13 protein-coding genes are annotated in these 22660 nt (G+C 48.5%); 6 read left to right on the top strand and 7 right to left on the bottom strand.

Features of this window, described 5'->3' with window-relative positions; translation table 11 throughout:
* A partial coding sequence (locus VM802_RS28215; protein ID WP_325537091.1) for a transglutaminase-like domain-containing protein occupies nucleotides 1–674 on the top strand: 674 nt, incomplete at its 5' end.
* A gap of 412 nt (nucleotides 675–1086) precedes the next feature.
* Nucleotides 1087–1734 (top strand): serine O-acetyltransferase, encoded by a 648-nt coding sequence (locus VM802_RS28220; protein ID WP_325537093.1) that lies wholly within the window; start codon nucleotides 1087–1089, stop codon nucleotides 1732–1734.
* Nucleotides 1735–1958: 224 nt separating this feature from the next.
* Here VM802_RS28220 and VM802_RS28225 read toward each other — a convergent pair whose 3' ends face one another.
* Complete coding sequence (locus VM802_RS28225) at nucleotides 1959–4178, bottom strand: FUSC family protein (protein WP_325537095.1); 2220 nt, start codon at nucleotides 4176–4178, stop codon at nucleotides 1959–1961.
* Between the two features lie 287 nt (nucleotides 4179–4465).
* On the opposite strand from VM802_RS28225, the gene smc reads away from it, so the two are divergent.
* Both smc and VM802_RS28235 read left to right on the top strand, forming a co-directional pair.
* Nucleotides 4466–7996 (top strand): chromosome segregation protein SMC, encoded by a 3531-nt coding sequence (gene smc / locus VM802_RS28230; protein ID WP_325537097.1) that lies wholly within the window; start codon nucleotides 4466–4468, stop codon nucleotides 7994–7996.
* Nucleotides 7997–8072: 76 nt separating this feature from the next.
* On the top strand, nucleotides 8073–8471 hold the full coding sequence (locus VM802_RS28235; RefSeq protein ID WP_325537099.1) for a DUF4259 domain-containing protein: 399 nt from the start codon (nucleotides 8073–8075) through the stop codon (nucleotides 8469–8471).
* Between the two features lie 78 nt (nucleotides 8472–8549).
* On the opposite strand, the gene VM802_RS28240 is transcribed toward VM802_RS28235, so the two are convergent.
* Nucleotides 8550–9812: a NupC/NupG family nucleoside CNT transporter gene (locus VM802_RS28240; protein ID WP_325537101.1), complete on the bottom strand. Its 1263-nt coding sequence runs from the start codon at nucleotides 9810–9812 to the stop codon at nucleotides 8550–8552.
* Between the two features lie 144 nt (nucleotides 9813–9956).
* On the opposite strand from VM802_RS28240, the gene VM802_RS28245 reads away from it, so the two are divergent.
* Nucleotides 9957–12251 (top strand): DUF7133 domain-containing protein, encoded by a 2295-nt coding sequence (locus VM802_RS28245; protein ID WP_325537103.1) that lies wholly within the window; start codon nucleotides 9957–9959, stop codon nucleotides 12249–12251.
* Between the two features lie 272 nt (nucleotides 12252–12523).
* Nucleotides 12524–14089: an FMN-binding glutamate synthase family protein gene (locus tag VM802_RS28250; RefSeq protein ID WP_325537105.1), complete on the top strand. Its 1566-nt coding sequence runs from the start codon at nucleotides 12524–12526 to the stop codon at nucleotides 14087–14089.
* A gap of 301 nt (nucleotides 14090–14390) precedes the next feature.
* Here the strand turns inward: VM802_RS28250 and VM802_RS28255 are convergent, their stop codons facing one another.
* From VM802_RS28255 to dnaE, 5 genes are all read right to left on the bottom strand, one after another.
* Entirely contained in the window at nucleotides 14391–14927 is a 537-nt protein-coding gene (locus tag VM802_RS28255) for a DUF192 domain-containing protein (protein ID WP_325537107.1), read from the bottom strand.
* Nucleotides 14928–14941: 14 nt separating this feature from the next.
* Entirely contained in the window at nucleotides 14942–16123 is a 1182-nt protein-coding gene (mqnE, locus tag VM802_RS28260; protein ID WP_325537109.1) for an aminofutalosine synthase MqnE, read from the bottom strand.
* Entirely contained in the window at nucleotides 16120–18252 is a 2133-nt protein-coding gene (locus tag VM802_RS28265; protein ID WP_325537112.1) for a M43 family zinc metalloprotease, read from the bottom strand. Before VM802_RS28265 ends, mqnE begins: the two co-directional genes overlap by 4 nt.
* A 142-nt stretch (nucleotides 18253–18394) precedes the next feature.
* Nucleotides 18395–18712 (bottom strand): thioredoxin, encoded by a 318-nt coding sequence (gene trxA / locus VM802_RS28270; RefSeq protein ID WP_325537114.1) that lies wholly within the window; start codon nucleotides 18710–18712, stop codon nucleotides 18395–18397.
* 130 nt (nucleotides 18713–18842) lie between these two features.
* A complete protein-coding gene (dnaE, locus tag VM802_RS28275) occupies nucleotides 18843–22484 on the bottom strand; it encodes a DNA polymerase III subunit alpha (RefSeq protein ID WP_325537116.1) in 3642 nt (1213 codons plus the stop codon).
* Between the last annotated feature and the right edge of the window lie 176 nt (nucleotides 22485–22660).

The following is a 22660-nucleotide window of genomic DNA, read 5'->3' on the forward strand; positions in this document are numbered from 1 at the left end:
TGCAGTACGATGCTGCCTTTATCGATTATGGCAAGCAGGAGATTTTTGAAAGCGCCGGTCTGCTACGGGAAATTTCGCTGGGATTAAAGCAGGCAGACGATACGCCGTTCAAAACAGCCATACGCTGTTGCGACTATGTATATACGCACTTTGATTATATTAAAGGTGTGACTACCGTTGACAGTACGCTCGATGAAATTCTGGAACTGAAAGCCGGTGTCTGTCAGGATTTTGCACACCTGTTAACGGCCATGTTGCGGATGGTACAGATCCCGGCAAGGTATGTAAGCGGGTACATTTGTCCCAATAAAAATGGAATGCGTGGTGAAGGGGCTACTCATGCCTGGGCAGAGGCGTATATCCCCGAATATGGATGGTTAGGTATTGATCCCACCAATAACTGCATTGCCAATGAGAGTCATGTGAGACTGGCGGTAGGACGTAATTTCAGCGACTGTTCTCCCGTTAAGGGAGTCTATAGCGGGGGAGCAGGGCATACCCTTGAAGTTACCGTATCCGTAGGATATGACGACGACGATCATTTTGAGACAGAGAATATTACGCCTGCATGGAAGGCGCCCGTTCCTGCACCCGCTCCGCATCAACCTGCAAAAAACAGTTACCAGCGTTACGTGGAAGATATGATGCAGCAGCAACAGCAGCAACAGCAATGAATACACGAATTCTCCGGCCTGGCCCCTGTATTATCTGCGGGTGGGTATAATGGCCAAAGGAGAAAACAGCGCTATATCCGCAACCAAAATATAACATAAAATCGCTCAGAAATAAGAATTGTTCTATATATTTGCGGTCGTCGCTCAGCGCTGACGACATTTATTGATTAACCAATAACCCTTGACAAAAGCCTGTAGTCAGGCACCATATCACCAAAACGTAGCGTCGCTTAGCAATGAACCATGCCGCGCTTCTACCAACGGTGGCTATTGCATTGAAACAACCTTATATGCTGCACTTTAGTGATACCATGTCTTATAATAATCTGCATCACCCGATGAGAGATTGCTGTAGACCAGCTAACAGGTTGTCAGAAAAAACATCAGAGCATAACTTTTTAATCGTTATCAAATGAGCTTTTGGGATAAAGTAAAGCTGGACCTGTCGTGGTATAATATCAGGAATGGCGTGCCTACTGTGCCGCGTGGCGGTAAGGGCAAACTGTTAATGCTGACGGTACGCCAGGCGTTGAAGAGTGAAGCCTTTCATGCTGTATTATTATTCCGGTTGTGCAGTTACTTTCATAGCAAACGCATCAAGATACTCACGTTCTACTATTCCAATCGTCTTCGTCGCCGCTACGGCTCCACTATTGCACACACGGCGGATATTGCAGGCGGACTGCGGCTGCCGCACCCTTACGGACTGGTCATCGGCGGTAAAATAAAGATCGGTACGATGACCACTATTGGTCAGCATGTTACGTTGGGCGGCAATTTCGGAAAGATGAAAGACAACAGGAGCGTGCCTGTTATCGGCGACTGGTGCTTTATCTGCGCTGGCGCAGTGGTGGCGGGGCCTATTACAGTAGGTAACGATGTAATCATCGGCGCCAATTCAACGGTCAGCAAAGATATTCCTGATCACGCCATTGCAGGCGGAAATCCCTGTGCAGTGAGCAAGATCAAGGAAATTACTTTAGAGGATCAACGTAATAAAATATTACACGCAAGATATTTTGGATACCCGGAAGAATTTGTGAACAGCTTTATTAGATAACTCCCGGACTGTAACTTTTCTATTTATGAAGATGAGCGAAGATATATTGCGGATATTGTCCGAACTGTGATTTTTGTGATTGATTTGATTCTTCTGATAAGCGAAGATAAAATCGAAAGGCCCATTTAGCATTAATACTAAATGGGCCTTTCGATTTTATAATTTACTACCTTCTCAGTAATCTTCGCTTATCAGAAGAATCAAATCAATCACAAAAATCACAGTCACAGTTTCTTATTCATATCCTTCATTGGTGAGTATATCGCCTGCAGCTGATCATGTACCTGTTTGGTCTCCAGCATTTCATCGCGGACAGGCGTCGCACCTTGCCCTTCATTGATCTCCTGCTGCCGTAGCTGTACAAGATTGTTGATGTGCTCATCAAGACTGACGAATGCATTCACCGGCGCTTCCGGATTGGCCTGCGGACGGGTAGTGGGATCTAACATGAGTGTGAGCTGATCCAGGTAATGAAGAAGGTATTTAGTGATGTCGTGGTATTCCGGCCTCGGGAACTGCACGCCGTGATGCATGCTGTAGGCCGCCAGGGCGGCAATGTGCGAGGTGAGGGTATGGTTCAGTACCACAAAGTGATAGATCTGTGAGGCATTGGTCTGTTTGCTTTTGGGCTCAGACAACATACGCTGGAATGCCGCCATCATATTGGCAGTAGCAACGTAGGTGTCTTTGCGGGCCAGCTTGAAATCCATGACAGTCACGGATTCGCCGGCGTATATTTTCATCACCTGTTCAAAATACTTCCTGTTGGCATCCATCATTTTCTTCATGTAGTCGGGCATGAAATTGCGCTCCCAGGTGGGCCACAGCAGCATGTTGGCGAAGAAGGCAAGTCCGCCGCCGATGAAAGTGTCCAGCACGCGTTGCGTAACATTGGACAGGTCAGTAGGATGCAGGAAATGCAGGAGGAAGATGATAAAAGGTGTGACAAAGAATACGCTCAGCGTATACTGGAAGGTCATGAAGCTATAGGACCCCAGGATACACAACAGCATCGTGATGAATATCACGGTGTCGTTGTGGGTAAGATACAGCAGTCCCGCTGCGAAGAGTGCGCCGGTAACAGTGCCGATCACGCGCTGAATACTGCGCGAACGGGTGAGACCGAAGCCTGGCTTCAGGATCACAATGATTGTAAGCAATATCCAGTATACACGGTCCAGGTGCAGCGCCAGTCCCAGCACATAGCCGGTAACGGTAGCCAGGCTCACGCGGATGGCGTGGCGGAAGATGTGTGATCTGAAGGTGAGGTTGTCGCGGAAGGTTTCAAAATCATATTTCTGCCGCGTCGTGAATTTAGACAGCTCCAGTTTGGGATCTATGGATTCGTCTTTCAGTCTTTCCAGTCTGGTCAGGCGGTGCAGGTTGTAGATGCGCTGCGCCATGTCCTGTAGATTCTGCAGAATATTGGTGAGCGGCATGGTACGTGTGCGTTCACGAAGCGTAGGATATTGCATGGCAATATCCGTGATGGCCAGCTTCACTTTCTCCATACCGTACTTCAGGTTGGATTTGGGCAGGGAGCGCTGGCCCGCTGCTACGGCGAGCCCTATCGTCGTTAGTTCCTCTGTGAATTCCTGTATGAGGGTATGGAATTTTTCCAGTATGTCGCTGTTGCTGAAGTCGCGTTGAAGGGCGTTGTAGTCAGTTTGCGAGGCCATGATCTGCTCCTGGAGGTCTACCATGTCCAGGAAGATGAGTACCATGCTTTTGTTGATGCTGGTGGTACCCTGTTGGGCGGAGCGTCTTTTCAGCAGCAGTTCCCGCACGTTCTCCTGTTTTTCGTTTACGATCACCTGCTGTGCCAGTACCGCCTTATAGTTTTCATTGACGTCCACACGGCGGGTATAGAAATTGGATCTCAGCTCCAGGTAGCGGGCGGTTTGAATGATACAGTCGCCCAGCGCCTGCTGTACATTGAGATAGGGGCGTATCTGCCAGAGAATGAGTGCCAGCAATGCGTACCAGATACTGCCCAGCAGTACCATGGAAGAGTGCAGCAGCGTGAGCTTCGGTGTGAGCTGTGGTTCGCCGAGGATGGATACCAGTATCAGCAGGCAGCCAGTACCGATGTTGCCGCCGCGGTTGCCGTACACCAGCATCATGGCAAATACAAAGCAGCAGCCAAGTATCCAGAAAGTCATCAGCTCCGGATAGGGCATGAGCATGCCTGTGCCGAGGGCTGTCAGGAAGATGAGGATGGTGCTGATGATAAGCCCGTTCCTTTTGTGGACAATGGTGCCGGGTACATCACTGAGGGCAGTGCACAGGGCGCCCATGGATACAGCTATCCCCAGCCCCAGCTGGCCCATCCAGGCAAATATCAGGGAGGGTACCACCACGCTGATGGTTGTACGTAAACCGTTGCTGAAATGATAACTGTAAAGAAAACTCTTAATATCGTTTATTCGCTGTTCTATACGCAAACGTCAATAGTGTTTTAAATCGAATCGCAAAAATAAGTATTCGCTTCATAAGGATGCTATAACCTTCCTCTGTTAAGCCATTTTTTTCACAGCCAATTTAATTATAATTATCCTTTTCACTATATTTATAATCAGTGGATTAGAAATTTCATGCAGAGCCGGTTGTCCGTAATTGCGTGAGTAGGTGTGTATAAATAGTTAATGCAGATTATGGGTTCTCACTTAAATTACCTTTTCATTCAGGTAAAATTATATCTTTGACGCCTTAAAAAACTCGGAGTAAAGTCGTGCGCTTAAAAACACTGGAAATTAAAGGCTTTAAAAGTTTTGCCGATAAAACCGTTCTGAATTTCGACGAAGGGATCACTGGTGTGATTGGGCCTAACGGTTGCGGCAAAAGTAATATTATCGACTCCATACGCTGGGTAATCGGGGAGCATAAGATCAGTAACCTGCGTTCTGAAAACCAGTCTGGGCTGGTTTTCAACGGTTCCAAAACCCGTTCCGCCAGCGGTATGGCCGAAGTAAGCCTCACTTTCGAAAATACCCGTAACGTACTGCCTACAGAATTTACTACGGTGACGATTACCCGTAAGTTTTATAAGAACGGCGATAGTGAATACAGGCTGAACGACGTGGTATGCCGACTGAAGGACATCCATAACCTGTTTATGGATACCGGTGTCAGCACCGACTCCTACGCCATCATCGAGCTGGGGATGGTGGATGATATCATCAAAGATAAAGAGAACAGCCGCCGCCGCATGCTGGAACAAGCTGCCGGCATCTCCATATACAAAACCCGTAAAAAGGAAGCCAAATCCAAGCTGGACGCAACTGAGAGTGATCTGAACCGTATCGAAGACCTGCTGTTCGAGATCAACAACAACCTTAAAACGCTCGAAAGCCAGGCCCGCAAAGCAGAACGCTACTACGAGGTGAAGAAGGAATACCGCGAGCTCAGCATAGAACTGGCCAAAGCAGCCCTCGAAGGATTCAACGTCACCTTCAAGGAACTGTCTGACAAACAGCAGGAAGAAAGCGACCGCAAACTACAGCTCGAAACAGAGATACTCACTGCTGAAGCTGCCGTGGAAGAAGATAAACTCCACTTCGTTGCCAAAGAAAGAGAGCTGCAGGCGCTGCAGAAATCATTCAACGAACTGGTAGCGACCATCCGTACCAAAGAGAACGACAAGAACCTCGCTACCCAGCAGCTTACTTATCTGCGGGAGCGGGAAAAGAATATCACCGACTTTCTGAATAGTGCAGAAGGACAGCTGCAAGGACTCTCCACCTCCATTGAGTTTACTGAAAAACAAGTGGTGGAAGAAGCAGAGATCTTCGAAACAATGGAAGACGAACTGGAAACCCTGCGCGAAATGGTGGAAGAAAAGAAAGAACGCTTCCATCAACGTAAGCAGGCACTCGAAACCCTGCGCAACGACCAGCAACGCTGGCAGCGCCAGCAGTTCGAGGCGGAAAAGAAAGTAGCCGTTGCCGATACTTCTGTGCAGAACCTGCAACGTAGCATCGTTCAGTTGCAGGAAGAAAGAGCCGGCCGTGTGCAGCAGATCGCTCAGCTGGAAGGTGAGAAGGAAACACTGCAACACACCCTGGAAAACAGCAAGACCGAGCTGGAAGAAATGGTTCGTTTCCAGGAAGAAACAAAAAGCAAAATACTCGCTACTCAGTCAGATATTGAAGGATTGCGTGATCAGCTCGTGGATGAAAACCGGAAACTGGACTCTAAGAAAAATGAGTTCGACCTGCTGAAATCGCTTGTAGATAGCCTTGAGGGCTATCCGGAAAGTATCAAGTTCCTCAAGAAAAATCCTGACTGGAATAACAATGCGCCCATCCTCAGCGATATTTTTTTCTGTAAGGAGGAATACCGTACCTGTATCGAAAACCTGCTGGAGCCTTATCTGAACTACTATGTAGTGAACAATGTGGCTGAAGCCATAGAGGCCATCCAGCTCCTGGATAATAACAAGAAAGGCAAGGCCAATTTCTTCATCCTGGATCAGTTCCGTCAGGAACCTAACGGCGTACTTGCGCCGGCTGGCAGCATTCCTGCGCTGGAAGTGGTAGAGATCGAAGAAAAATACAGGGGTCTGGGTTATCATCTCCTCGGAAAAGTATTTGTAGCAGAAGATATTACCCGCCTGGAATTCAGCCAGGTAGCCGATGAGGATATTTTCCTCGTGGAGAAATCCGGTCGTATGTTCCGTGGGAAATACAATATTACCGGTGGTTCGGTAGGATTGTTCGAAGGAAAGAAGCTGGGCCGCGCCAAGAACCTGGAGAAGCTGGAGGTAGAAATAAAGGATCTCGAAGCTGTTGTGAGTGACCTCCGTGTACGTATCCAGGAAAAACACAATGAAGTACTGGGCTACAACAGCCAGCTCAATGAAAATACACTGAATGCCGCCCGTGAAAAGATCAACCAGCTGAATAACCAGTTGTTTGGTCTGCAAAACAGGATCGAGAACTTCCATCATCTCATCGAAACCGGCGATAAACGCCTGGAGGAAATGCAGCAATCGCTTGCCTCCAACCAGGAAAGCATCTCGGGTGTAAGGGAGGAGCTGGACAGCCTGAACGACAGGGTAGGGGAACTACAGGACAGCATTACGGAGGCCGACAGAACAGCACAGGAAGCTGAGCAACAGTTCAACATGGCCAATGTGCAGTTCAACAACCAGAACCTGCAACATACCCGTCAGCACAGTAAGGTGCAGGCTTTGAAGCAGGAACTGGAATTTAAACGCAAACAACTCGCAGATCTGCATGTACAGATCACCAGTAATAAAACACAGCTGGAAGACGCTGTAGCGAATATAGCTGCAGCAGTTGATAAGCTGAGTCTGGCAGAAGATGGCCTGGTAGAGCTTTTCCGTAAGCGTGAAGAAGAGGAAAAAGCGCTCAACGAAAAAGACCAGGAATACTACAACTTCCGCAATCACCTGCAGGAGCTGGAAACAGCGCTCAGAACCAAACAGCGCGCCAGGGAACAGCTCGAGCAACAACTCAACGTTGTAAAAGACAAAGTGAACGAGCTGAAGCTGCAGCTGGCTTCTATGAAAGAACGCCTCAGTGTGGAGTTCAAAGTGAACCTGGACGAAATCATCGATGAACAGCGCAGCTCAGAATTACCTGTGGATGAATTACAGGCGGGTGCTGAAAGACTGAAGAAGCGCCTGGAGAATATGGGGGAGATCAACCCCACTGCCATTGAGGCTTACCAGGAAATGAAAAAGAGATATGAATTTATCCTGGAACAAAAAACAGACCTGGTATCTGCGAAAGACTCACTGCTGGCTACTATCCAGGAAGTGGAAACAACCGCCAACCAGAAGTTCCTCGAAACTTTCAATACCGTAAAAGAGAATTTCATCCGCGTATTCAAGGCTTTATTTACCGAAGAGGATCAGTGTGATATGATTCTCAGCGACCCTGAAAACCTTGCCGATACCGGTATTGAGATTATTGCAAAGCCAAAGGGCAAACGCCCCGCCGCTATCACGCAGCTGTCCGGTGGTGAAAAAACACTGACCGCCACGGCACTACTCTTTGCCATTTACCTGATCAAACCTGCTCCCTTCTGTATCCTCGATGAGGTAGACGCGCCACTCGACGATGCGAACGTGGGCAAGTTCACTAACATGATCAGGAAGTTTTCCGATAATTCACAATTTATTATTGTAACCCACAATAAGCAGACAATGGCTGCTGTAGACGTTATTTACGGAGTTACAATGCAGGAACCGGGCGTAAGCAAACTGGTTCCGGTGGATTTCAGAAGCCTGAACTGATAACAGGTATTTGTTGTTGTAAAGAGAGTCGCTTATTTTTATTCTTAAATTCTGAAAATAAAAAACTAATAACACTATGGGCGCATGGGGCACCAGGAACTTTGAAAACGAAGGATCACAGGACTGGATATTTGATCTGATTGACAACAGAGATGGTGGTATGGTCACAGATACACTGGCTCGTATCATTCATAACACCGAAGCACTGGAAGTCGAAGATTGCCAAGAAGGACTGGCTGCAGCTGAGGTCGTAGCTGCACTGATAGGTCGTGCCAGCGAGGATTTTCCTGAAGATCCGCTCGACAGGCTGGATATACTGAACCTCATCGGCACAAAAGCGCTGAGAACTCAGGCTGGTGCTGCTGTAAGTAAGATCCTGGCCGATTCGAAAATGAAAGAATACTGGATTGCTGAAGGGCAGATTGATGCCTGGGTAGGCATTCAGAACGGCTTACTGAAAAGATTGGACGTTTAGGTAAGATAGCTTTCAGGTTTTAGCGCTTGGTTTCTGTTGTCAGAAGCGGGAAGGCTAAAACCTGAAAGCTAAACCTTTTTATAATAATATCCCTGCAATAGTGGCAGATAAGTAAGACGCCAGTGTACCGCATAACAGGGCTTTCAGTCCCAGTTTGGCAAGGTCTGTTCTCCTGTCTGGCGCAAGTTCTCCTATTCCCCCGATCTGCATACCCACACTGCTGAAATTAGCGAAACCGCAGATGGCGATTGTTACGATGGTGATACCTTTGGGTGAAATCACCGGTACGCTGTGGCTGGTCAGGCTTTTGAATGCCACAAACTCATTGATGGTAAGTTTCTGACCCAATAATGTTGCCACATTGCCTATATCTCCTTCGGGTACTCCCATCGCCCATGCCATCGGATAGAATATTCTACCAAAGATATAGTCGAGGCTGAGATCAAATTTGGGATTGAAGAGATGACCAATGTGGATCAGTACCCAGTCCAGCAGGGTGATTACAGCGATGAAACCGATCAGCATGGCAATAACGTTCATGGCTATCTTGAAGCCGTCGCCAGCCCCGTGGGAGATGGCGTCGATCACATTGGTGTAGTTGCTTTTCACTTCCAGCTTCACGCGGCCCATGGTCTGGCTTTCCACAGTTTCCGGGAATACGATCTTAGAAATTACCAGTGCACCGGGAGCGGCCATCAGGCTGGCGGTGATCAGTTGCGGCGCAATGTCCATACCTGCCTGGAATCCCATGTTGGCATATACCACCAGGATACCGCCGGCGATACAGGCAAGGCTTCCGCTCATGGAGGCCAACAGTTCGCTCTGCGTCATGGTGGAGAGGTAGGGACGGATCATTACCTGTGCTTCCACCTGGCCCACAAATGCGCTTGCCACGTTGCTCAGCGCCTCGGCGCCGCTTACACGCATAACGAAGTTCATAGCCCTGGCTATCACTGCCACCACGCGCTGCATGATGCCATAATGATAAAGAATAGCCACCAGCACACACACGAGGATGATGGTAGCGGTTACGTTGAAGGCAAATACGAAGCCGCCACCAGCATAGTCGGCTATTGTGCCGTTCTGCTGGGATACGCCGATCCCTCCGTATACAAAGGCTGCACCCTTGCGCGCAAACTCTTCTATCTTACCCATGCCATGACCTACCTGCTGGAAGAACCATGTAATAGGTGATACCTTGAATACCAGGATGGCGATAAACACCTGTAGCGCGATACCGCTCAACACAAGTCGGTAGTTGATCCTGCTTCTGTTATTGGAAAATAAAAAGGCTATGCCAAGTATAAGGAGAATGCCAATGATGCCCTGAAAGCGTTCCATAAATGCAAATAAATCGTAAAATGTATGCAATAAAGCGACGAAGATAAGGTTTTTTGCGCTTCATGACTGATCACCCATTTGTATAATTTTTAAGGAAAATAATTTCCGGAAATGTATTTTTAGTGTTTGCAATCGAATTAAATAATGGTCCGTTTACAGCACTTTCTCTTTTCCGCATTATCGATGGCGTTATTCGCCTGTGGTTCTCATCCGTCGCATGATCAGCAGCAACACCGCCAGCAGGATTCAACGGCTATTCGTAAAAAGTATGCGGAGTCGCCCGTACTGGATGCCCGCGCGGCTATCAGCAGCATGCAGGTAGAGAAAGGGCTGAAAGTGCAGTTGGTAGCGGCTGAGCCGATGGTAGTGGCGCCGGTGGCCATGACCTTTGACGAAAAGGGAAGGATGTGGGTAGTAGAGATGACCGGTTTTATGCCCGATACCAGTGGTACGGGAGAGGATAAACCAGACGGTAAGATCGTGATCCTGGAAGACACTACCGGCGACGGTGTGGCTGATACCAGGAAGGTGTTCCTCGATTCCCTGGTGTTGCCAAGGGCAATATGCCTGGTTGAAAATGGAGTGCTGGTGGCCACTCCGCCACAGTTGTGGTTCGTTGAGAACAACCACGACAAACCCGGCCGTAAAGTGCTGGTCGATGATCAGTATGCTGCAGGTGGTAACGTAGAGCACCAACCCAATGGCCTGCTCCGGGCTATGGACAACTGGATATATAATGCAAAATCGGATAGGCGTTACCGTAAGTCGGGTAACCGCTGGCTGAAAGAGCCTACGCATTTCCGCGGGCAATGGGGCATTACACAGGATGATCAGGGCAGATTATATTATAACAATAATTCGGAAAACCTGTTGGGGGATTATTTCCCTCCTGGCTTCGGCGGGCAGAACCCCGATCAGCAGAACGCTGCCGGCTACGATGAAAAAATTGTAAGTGACAACCGTGTATATCCCGCGAGACCCAACACTGGTGTAAACAGGGGGTATGTAAAAGGTGTGCTGGACGACAGTCTCCGGCTCGTATCTTTCACAGCAGCCTGCGGCCCGTTGGTATACCGCGGCGGTCTGTTGCCCCGTGAATTTACCGGGAATGCTTTTGTAGCAGAACCTTCAGCCAACCTGATAAAACGGAATATATTAAAAGACAGCAGCTACGCAGTAAAAGGAGAACAGGCTTACAGCGGCAAAGAGTTCCTGGCCAGTACAGACGAGCGTTTCAGGCCCGTAAACCTTTTTACAGGACCTGATGGCGCTATCTATATCATTGATATGTATCGCGGTATTCTTCAGCATAAAACTTATCTCACCACTTACCTCAAAAATGAAATTAAAACAAGGCAGTTGACGCAACCGCTCAACTGTGGCCGCATCTACCGTATTGTGCCGACCGGAAGCAAAGTGTCCAAAACAATATTGCCGGAAGATCCGGAACAATTAGCCGGTATATTACGCAATGCCAACGGCCAGCTGCGTGATAAAGCGCAGCAGCTTATCATCGACAAGCATCTTACGGGCCTTGCGCCTGCGCTGCGTCAGCTGCTGGGAACTGCTGATCAGCCATACACCGCGATACATGCCCTCTGGACACTGGAAGGATTGCAGCAACTGACCTGGAACGATATTGTTAGGCTATTGCATCAAAATCAACTTCCTTTAAAACGGCAGGCGCTTGCAGCGTTGCCTTCCATCCTGAATGCAGTAAATATCAAATCAGCAGCCCCACTGCTGGACAGCCTTTCCGCAGATCCGGAGCTGGCTCCCTGGGTCGCCTGGCTGCTTCCCGTTCTGTCAAAATGCAGTAAGCCGGTAGCCGTTAACATGGAAGCAAAGCTCATGAAAACGTATGCCCGTAACCGTTATATAGCGGCGGCGCTGGTAAACAATGCGGCCAACAGGGAAGCGGTTCTCCTGAAACAGGTAGGGACCTGGAATCCTGATACCACGTTGGTTTTGCGTAAGCAGCTACTCGCCGTGCTGAAGGACAAAGACAACAAAGCCGACGTTAAGAAAATGGACGCCCTGAAGAAAACATATCCCCGTGGCTACAAGATATTCAATACTGTCTGTCAGACCTGTCATGGCAAAAACGGTAACGGTATTGCTTCCATGGCGCCGCCACTCAATGAAAGCAACTGGGTAAACGGCAACAAACAGGCGTTAGCAGCGATTGTGCTGTATGGTCTTACCGGCCCTGTGGAGGTGCACGGAAAAGTGTACAAAGCGCCTGAGATCAATGGCGATATGCCTGGTATTGGTGTGAGTGATGAATTCAATGATGCAGACATTGCCCAATTGCTGTCTTTCCTGCGGAGCGCATGGAACAATAAAGCAGGAAAAGTAACAGAAGCTGATATACAACATGTGCGCAAACAATATAACGGCAGGCAGAAACCCTTTGCAGCAGCGGAATTGATGAAATGATGGGCGGTTTCAGGAAAACCACCTATCTTTGCCCTGTTATATTAAGTCAAGTGAATAAGGCAGCAAATATCATAATCATCTACCGCAGTTATCCGTGTACAGCTAAGCGTACACCGGGGTTCCTGCTGCCTTTCTTATCCTGTCCAAAAGACTTCAACAATTAAACCCGGACAACTTTTAATGCCAGCACAGTTGTACCGGGTGGATGCTTACATGTGCATGTAATTTAATCCAGGCAAAATTTCCAAAACAATCTTATAAAAAACAGTTTTATGAATCATCGGATAGCACGATGGGCGGTTTACTTTTTATGCCTGTTACTGGATGTTAGTGTGGCCTTAGGCCTTTATCGGGGGTATTTATCAGGTTGGTTCCTGTTGCCGGTAGCGGCAGGATTAACGATCCTTACTGCATACGACCGTTTACAACGGAAGCATGCATTATTGCGCAACTACCCGTTGCTTGGGCGTTTGCGTTATCTCCTGGAGCAGATAAGGCCGGAGATGCGGCAGTATTTTTTTGAATCAGATACAGACGGGAGGCCTTTCAATCGCCGTCAACGTGCCGTGGTGTATCAGCGTGCGAAAGATGTGAAGCAGACAGTTGCCTTCGGCGCATTGGAGAACATGTATGAACCAGGCTATGAATGGGCCTCTCATACTGCGTTCCCTACAAAAGTAAAACCGGAAGCACTGCGTGTGACCATCGGTAATGAGCAGTGTGAGAAACCTTACGATGCCAGCCTGCTCAATGTGAGTGCTATGAGTTACGGCGCTTTGAGTAAAACAGCAGTGCTTTCACTCAATGGGGGCGCACAGCTGGGCAACTTTGCACATAATACAGGCGAAGGTGGCGTAAGTCCATATCACCTGCAGCATGGCGGTCACCTCATCTGGCAGATCGGAACGGGTTACTTTGGCTGCCGGGATGAACGGGGTGATTTCTCTCCTGAAATATTCGCGGCGTCAGCAGCAGCACCTTCCGTGAAAATGATTGAGCTGAAACTGAGCCAGGGCGCCAAACCCGGTAAGGGGGGCGTGCTGCCCGCGGCCAAGAACACACCGGAAATTGCCGCGATACGTAAAGTGAAGCCTGGCACCAGCGTATTGTCTCCTGCTGCACATACCGCTTTTAGCAATGAATATGAAATGCTGGCCTTCCTGCAGCAACTGCGTAAGCTCTCTGGCGGCAAGCCCGTTGGCTTTAAGTTGTGCGTGGGTCGTAAAGATGAATTTGAACGTATTTGTATCGCTATGACCAATACCGGTATTTACCCCGACTTCATTACCGTGGATGGTGCGGAAGGTGGTACCGGCGCGGCTCCGCTGGAGTTCACTGACTCTATCGGTATGCCGCTCTATGACGGGCTGGCCTTGGTATCCAATACACTGAAGCAGTATAAACTGAAACAGCATGTGAAGATATTGGCCAGTGGGAAGATTATTACCGGCTTTGATATGATGAAGGTGCTGGCATTGGGTGCTGATGCCTGCTACAGCGCGAGAGGCATGATGCTGGCGCTGGGATGCATACAGGCATTGCAATGCGACAGTGGCAGTTGCCCTGTGGGCGTGGCTACGCAGGATCCCAATCTGTACCAGGGGGTGAATGTGGAAGATAAACGTGTACGCGTGGCCAACTTCCATCGCAATACTGTTTCTGCACTGGCTGAACTGATGGGCGCCTGCGGCTTCACATCTGCGGATAAGATCAATCCCAATGCCGTCTTCAGAAGGGTAACGAGAACGGAAATGCGGTCGTTTGAAGAAATATATGCGCCGGACAACAACCGGTCTTCAGGGACCGTCCTGTATCCGGGGCAGACCATCAATAACTGATCATTAAAAATAAAAGCGGGTGAATTCACCCGCTTTTATTTTTAATGATCAGTGTGTATGTGTGAAATGTATTAAATCTATAGAACACATAAACAGGTTGCCGGATTGCAGTGCCTGCCCTGGAGACCACATATGGCCCGGCAAGCTATCATACTGCATAGAAAACGTTGTATTCCTCCACTAACAGTTTTCAGTTCATTCCTGGTCAGTTGTTTGCCAGGGAAATTATTTCTTTCCATAACTCGTTTTTTGGGATGAAAAAATGGAATTACAGATTGAAATTAAGTTTTAACGCTGCAGTCTATTGTTTGTAGGCAATCTTGTCACCATAACCGATATGGTATTTGTCACAGAAACCGCCATTCACTTCCAGTACATACTGCGCTTTCTTAAAGGATGGTAATCCTTGTTCAGAAAGGGGAGTGGCGTATTTCTGGATGGATACGATCTCCTGTTTATCATCAATATAAATAATATCGAGAGAGATATAGGTGTTTTTCATCCAGAAAGATCGTTGTTCGAAATCAGGGAAGATGAACAACATTCCCTGATCATCTGACATCGATTTACGGTACATCAACCCATCCTCACGCTGTTGCTCTGTTTGCGCCAGCTGCACATCTATCCGGCGGGTGGTGTCAGCGCCACTTTTGGAGATGAAAGCGAGTGTAGCTTCCTTTTTGAATTCAATACCATTGGAAGTGGCAGTAGTCTGCACATTCTCCACAGTGCCACCGCTGGTACTGGTATCAGTGACACTGGTCTTGCTGGTATTGTTCTCATGGCACCCAGCGATATACAGGCTGGTAAAGAGAAGACATTTCAGATGCAGTTGCATAATTTGACAGTGGCTTATTTGGTAAGTAGCTCCTCATCAGAGAATACCACTTCTGAATAATCTTTTATTTCGTTGTATACCGTATCCCGTTCTACCGGTTTTCTGCCTGCCTGCCTGATCAGCATGGCCAGTTGCGCAGTGCTCATGGAAGGTTTCTGCTCTTCAGAGCCGGCCATAGAGTATATCTTGGTGGTATCATCGATGGTACCGTCCAGGTCATTGACACCGAATGACAGCGTGAGCTGTGCGGTATTTCTTCCCAGCATCGGCCAGTAGGCTTTCAGATGCGGGAAGTTGTCCATGTAAAGGCGTGCTACGGAGTATAGTTTCAGGTCTTCCACGATGGAGCTTTCCGGAATGTCAGACATATCATTGCCTTTGTTGCGGAACTTCAGTGGGATGAAGGTATTGAAACCATGTGTCTCGTCCTGCAGTTGACGAAGGCGTTCCATATGATCAATGCGGTGCGCATATGTTTCGATGTGACCATACAACATGGTAGCGTTGCTGTGCATACCGCGCAGGTGCGCTGCCTTATGTATAGCCAGCCATCCGTCTGCATCCACTTTATCGTGGCATATTTTTGCTCTCACATCGGGATGGAAGATCTCTGCGCCCCCGCCAGGCATGGATTGCAGGCCAGCCTCATTCAGAATACGCATCCCTTCCTCAACGGTTACTTTCGCTTTGCGGAACATGTAGTCCAGTTCCACAGCGGTAAAGCCTTTGATATGAAGATCAGGACGATGTGCACGTATCTGCTTTATCAGCTCTACAAAGAAATCGAGCTGCATCTTCGGGTGCACGCCACCTACAATATGTACCTCGGTAACGGGTTGATTATCGTAGCCCTTTACGATGTCCATCATCTGATCAATGCTCAGTTCCCAGCCATCTTCCCTGTTTTTGTACAAACGGGAATAAGAGCAGAAGTGACATGTGAATACACAGACGTTCGTAGGCTCAATATGAAAGTTGCGGTTGAAGTAAGTCTTATCGCCATGCATACGCTCCCGTACATGGTTGGCTAAAGTGCCGAGAAAGCCGGCATCGCCTTTCTCAAATAAAGTGAGCCCTTCTTCCGGAGTGATTCGTTCCTGCTGAAGGATCTTTTCTGCAATGTTCTTCAAAGAAGTGTCCAGTGCCGGTTGCTGGAGGAGCGTCTGAATAGCCGGGAAATCTTGTCTCATCATCATCTTACTTTCATTAATTTAATGGTGTTGGCCCTGTTCCTGTAAATTAATTTCACAAAATAAACACCATTTGGCTCATTTACCAAATTAAAGGTCATGCGGTTATTGCTGCTGATGGAGCCGGCCGGCTGCGAGGCGATCAGTTGCCCGGCCGTATTGTAAACAGACACCTGTTCCAGATCGGCAGGTATTTCGTAGAAGGTGACCCATACAATGCCTGAGGAAGGATTCGGATAGACCAGTACACCTGCTTTCCGCAGTTCAGGATTGATATCTTTGGTAACGATCTTTATGTTATCGATGTAGATGTTATTTTCTGAGTTTGAAATATTCCTGAAAGCTACCTGGAACTTTCCTTTCCGTATGGCAGCGGTCAGATCCACAGAGTCGCGGCGCCACTCACTGGCAGTGGGTACGAACTCGGTAGTAACAGGTCCCTGGTGAGTAACGAGTTGTTGTCCCCACTTACTATATAATTCCTGCCCGGTTTGCAGGCAGTCGGTGCTTACCAGCACTTTCAGGGTATCCCAGGCATTACCTGGCGTACCCGGATCTGAATAGACCGCTGCGGCCACATCAAAGAAAAGGAATACAGAGTCATGCCCCTGCGGGTCTATTACGGGTGTAATCAGGTCGTCTGCCTGGTTGTTGACGTTGTAGCCCAGGTTCCGCATCAGGGCAGATGCCTGGCTGTTCCGCCCTACATCTCTGGCGCGTTCCCAGGTGAAGCTGCGGTCAGGGTTATACAGCACCCATCCCGGCGGCGGGAAGCTGTCATTTTCAAATCCTTCTTCAAATGGCACGGTGGCTACTGCATCATAGTGGAACTGAGAGGTCACTGTGTCATTGGTAAGATTACCGTCGGTATGTCCGTTGGGTAACTGCGTGTATGCTTTGAAGTTATACAGACCTATATTGATGTTGGAAGGGGGAAGTGCTACGGTGGTCTCCTGCAGGCTGGACAGGTTACCCTGCCAGGAATAGGTGGTCACGGAACCGTTGTTCAATCTGTACAGGATATTTACGTTGGTCAGCAGGTTGGCGCCCTTGTTACGTAAGGTGACCACTGGCTGGATGCGGCCGTCACACAATTTGCTGCTTACACCGGAAACGTTGGTGAGTGCAGCATCATCAGCTGGCAGTATCACTGGCGTGCAGCCATTGGAGGTAAGCAGGGAGGATGTGGTGTTCTCCAGTACATAACGCATCCGGTTGATCTGGCCGCTTGTAAAGAGGTGCATACAGGCATCGTCGCTGTAGTCCATGTAGTTCATGAACATAATGCCGGCGCCCGGAGCGGGGGTACATTGATCGTATTTAGGGAACGAAGGGCAACCGCTGGTGTAATCGCCCTGCAGTGGGGTATCGTCGATGCCATCATCCAGTGTGCATCCACCATGATCATCTGCCCATATATGGCGCAGGCCAAAGTAATGGCCTATCTCATGTGTGGTGGTACGTCCCAGGTCATAGATCCGGCCTACGCTGCCGGTGGTACCAAAGGCGGAATATAGTATTACTACGCCTTCCTGTTCGGCAGGATAGCCAGTACCCGGAGGAGCAGCTACCCCCAGAAAACCACCCGAAAGGCGGGTAACCCAGATATTCAGGTATTTACGGGTATCCCAGGCGTCATCGCCGCCGGTAGCGGCATATTTTACATCCGGTGCGCCATTGCTGATAGAATAGCTTTGTCCCGGCGCATTCTTAACACGAATAATGCCGTTTGTAGGCTCGTCTTTCGGCGTTCTCTGGGCCAGGCAGTAGCTTACATGCATGTTGCCGATCAGGGGCTGCCATACGGCCGGAACCTGCGAAAGATCGGCATTCACTGCTGCATAGTCCTGGTTCAATACTGCCAGCTGTGACATGACCTGTGCATCCGTTACAAGAGAGGGGTCGTCCAGCACTATATGCACCACAACAGGAATGGTTACGGTCTGCGGTGTGGCTTCAGGCCTTGCCCGGCGCTGGCCCTGCAGCATCCTGACTTCGTTGTTACTGACAAGTGTTTTTAACCGGGGATTTTCAGTGATACGTTGTTGTAACGCTTCTGCCGTACCGCATTTACGCTGGCACAGGGCAGGGATACCGTATAGGAAGGTTAGCAGGATAATAATTGTTTGGCGCAAGGGTGTAGAATTATAGATTGAGCATATATTTTTCCGGTGATATATAATATAACGTAAGATACGGTGCAGATGTGATATTCTGAACACAAAAAAGCCCTTCCGGATCATCCGGAAGGGCTTTATCATCACTCTTTTTATATGATTACAGGTTGGCCTGTATTTTTTTCTCCAGAACGGATTTAGGTACTGCGCCTACCTGTTTGTCTACAACCTGGCCGTCCTTTACAAAGAGGATAGCAGGGATGCTGGTGATACCATAGTTGATGGATAACTGTGGGTTCAGATCCACATTTACCTTACCGATATTTACTTTACCCTCGTAATCTTTAGACAGCTCTTCGATAACGGGACCGATTGCGCGACAAGGACCACACCACTCTGCCCAGAAATCGATCACGGTTAATTTATCAGAGTTGAGAACTTCAGTCTCGAAGTTGGAATCAGTGAATTCTAATGCCATATAGTACTTTATTTAATTGTTATATTAATGATTGTTTTTGATTTTCGATCTTTGATCTGAGCATCAAACCCAACCGGGATATCAATGATCAAATCGCGAACCGGATGCAAATTACTGCATTTTTGACATCCTACTTATTGATTGTCTCTATGTAGACATCAATATCCGGTTGTTTATACAGAAAGCCCGCCAACTCGTCATTCATTTCAACCTTCTTATTGAAGGTATGGAGTTTTACCAGCAGATTATCGTCTCTGTCTGCGAGCTGAACATGCAGGTTACTGTTACCTGGGAAGCGGTTTATATTTTCCACGAGGAAGTCCACTGTTTCACGGGTCAGCTGTTTGGGTGTAGTTGCGAGGAACACCTGTTTGGTATGTGTTTTCTTCACTTCCTGCAACAGTTGCATGCTGGTCACCTTAAATTCGTATTCATTATCGTTAAAGCGCTTGGATTTGAATCCGCCGTTGATAAACAGGCACAACCCTGGTTTCAGATATGGGGCAAATCTCACGAAATCCTCACTCCACAAGGCGAATTCAAATTTGCCGGTATAATCTTCAATGGTCATAATACCAAACTGCCTGTTATTGCGTGAGATCCTTTCCTGGGCGCCGGTAATATATACGGCCAGGCGGAAGTTGCGTTCGCGGGAGCGTCCACCTTCGCTGCCCGGCGTAGTGATTTCGGATTGGTATTCCACCAGTTCCTGTACGGAGTTCATGCCGTAATACTTCAGCTCAAAGCGGTAATCATCCAGCGGATGGCCGGAAATGTAGATACCGGTAACCTCCCTTTCGTTGTTGAGCTTCATGATTAATGGCCATGGGTCGCAGGCTGGAATCTTGGGTGGTTCAATGGCAGGCATATCCTCGTCGCCGAACAGGCTGCCGATATTGGAAGAGCCGGCACTGACCTGCTGACCGAATTTCACGATCTTATCCAGGCCAGTCAGGTTGTCACCCTCCGGTTTATGGAAATATTGTGCACGATGCAGTGCGGGGAAGCAATCGAAGGCGCCGGACATTACCAGGGCTTCGAGTGATTTCTTGTTCACGGCACGTTGATTCACACGTTTGATGAAGTCGAAGATAGTATCGTAGTTACCGCTTTTCTTTCTTTCTTCCAGCAGATTCTCCACAGCAGCTTCACCCACACCTTTGAGACCGCCAAGGCCGAAGCGAACCTGGCCTTGTTTGTTTACAGCAAAACCCTTGAGGGATTCGTTCACATCAGGCGGCAATACGTCGATGCCCATGCGCTTGGATTCCTCCATGAAGAAAGTGATCTTTTCAATGTTGCTGGCGCAGTTGAGCACCGCCGCCATGAACTCAGCGGGGTAGTGGGCCTTGAGGTAGGCCGTCTGGTAAGCCACAAAGGCGTAACAGGTGGCATGTGATTTATTGAACGCATAGGAGGCGAATGCTTCCCAGTCGGTCCATACTTTCTCGCATATCTTGGCGTCGTGGCCGTTGGCGGCACAACCTTCCATAAATTGCGATTTCATTTTATTCAATACGGCGATCTGTTTTTTACCCATCGCCTTACGGAGAATATCGGCGTCACCGCGGGAGAAGTTAGCCAGCTTCTGGCTCAGCAACATCACCTGCTCCTGGTATACGGTGATACCATAAGTATCTTTCAGGTATTCCTCCATTTCCGGTATATCGTATGTAACCGGTTCCAGGCCATGTTTACGGCGGATGAAGGAGGGAATGTACTCCAGCGGGCCCGGACGGTACAAGGCGTTCATGGCGATCAGATCGTCGAAACGGTCGGGCTTCAGTTCACGAAGGTATTTCTGCATACCGGCAGACTCGAACTGGAAGGTGGCGTTGGTTTCGCCTTTCTGATAAAGTTCATACGTCTTGACATCGTCCAGCGGGATATCATCGATTTCGATCTCCACGCCGTGGTTCATGCGGATCAGTTCCAGTGCGCCTTTGATGATGGTGAGGGTCTTCAGACCCAGGAAGTCCATCTTGATTACCCCGGCTGATTCGATGATGCTGCCCTCAAACTGTGTTACGAGGAGGTCAGAGTCTTTGGCGGTGGAAACGGGAATAAGATCATAGAGATCCTGCGGTGCAATGATGATACCGGCTGCGTGGATACCGGTGTTACGCACGGAACCTTCAAGTACGCAAGCTTCGCGGAGTACTTCTCCGGCGAGGTCTTCACCTTTGATAAGCTCACGCAGTTTCTTGACGTTTTCAATATCTTCGCCGGCCAGGCCTTCCTTGTCGGCCAGGCTTTTCTCTCCATCCAGTGGTGCGTTGAAGATGCGGTCCAGCTGGATGCCGGGCTTATCGGGCACCAGTTTGGCGAGACCGTTAGAGTCCTGCAGCGGCAGGTCCATCACACGGGCAACGTCTTTTATGCTCATTTTGGCTGCCATGGTACCGTAGGTAATAATCTGCGCTACCTGGTTGCGGCCGTATTTCTGTACTACATAGTCAATTACTTTCTGGCGGCCCTCATCATCGAAGTCCGTATCAATATCGGGCATGCTCTTACGATCCGGGTTAAGGAAACGCTCAAACAGCAGATTGTATTTGATAGGGTCAATGTTGGTGATACCGATACAGTACGCCACTGCAGAACCTGCTGCAGATCCGCGGCCCGGGCCGATGAATACACCCAGTTCCCTGCCAGCCTTGATGAAGTCGGATACGATGAGGAAGTATCCGGCAAATCCCATGTTCTCAATCACCTGCAATTCGAAGTTGATACGTTCTTCCACTTCTGCGGTCATTTCGGTATAACGGGTACGTGCGCCTTCAAATGTAAGGTGGCGGAGGTATTGGTCCTGTGTGAAGAATTCTTTCGGGATCGGGAAGTTAGGCAGAAGGATGTCCCGCTTCAGATCCAGCAGCTGCACTTTGTCTACAATCTCGTTGGTATTGTCTATGGCCTGTGGCAGGTCATGGAACAGGGAAGTCATTTCTTCCGTGGTCTTGAAATAGAACTGATCGTTGTAGAATGCGAAGCGTGTATTCTTTGAAAAGCTTTCGTCGTCAGAGAACTCCTTATTGGTAGGCGTGCTTTTCTTCTCGCCGGTGTTGATACAGAGCAGGATATCGTGTGCATTGGCATCAGCCTGATCAACATAGTGAGAGTCGTTGGATGCGATGATCTTAACATTGTACTTCTGTGCGAAGCGCAACAGTACAGCGTTTACCTGGTCCTGCTCGGGAATACCGTGGCGTTGCATTTCAACATAAAAATCATTGCCAAAAATATCAAGCCACCATTTGAATTCCTTTTCCCCTTCTTCTTCCCCTTTGCGGAGGATTGTTTTCGGAACAGAGGCGCCCAGGCAGCAGGTAGTGGCAATCAGTCCTTTATGATACTGAAGGATCAGTTCTTTATCGATACGCGGATATTTACCATAGAGGCCTTCCATGTATCCAAGTGAGCAGAGTTTAATCAGGTTGCGGTAACCTTCATCATCCTTCGCCAGCAGTACCTGGTGATAACGTATATCCTTTTCTTCGCGTGTGAAAGCCCGTTTGTGGCGATTTTCCACGAGATAGAATTCACAACCTACGATAGGTTTTACTTTCAGTCTTTTATCTTTCGGATCAGCAGGGTTCACCCTGTTGTTATATGCTTCCGCCACAAACTGGAATGCGCCAAACATATTACCGTGGTCAGTGATGGCGAGTGCCGGCTGATTGGAAGCCATCGCCTTCTTATACAGTGATTTTATATCAGCTGCGCCATCCAGTAGTGAGAATTGCGTATGTACGTGTAAGTGAGAGAAGATCATCTGCTAAGCTGTTTCGTCAAACAGCAAAAGTACTGTGATTTTTTATGATTTCTGTGATTGCCCTGACGATTGTGCGGATTATGTGGATAGATTGTGTAGATTGATTTTGACGTATTTAATTGGATAATTATATGAATTGCAATCATCTCAGTTATAATATTTTGTATTATTGCGGA

This window comes from Chitinophaga sp. (assembly GCF_035538455.1).
Lineage (GTDB): Bacteria > Bacteroidota > Bacteroidia > Chitinophagales > Chitinophagaceae > Chitinophaga.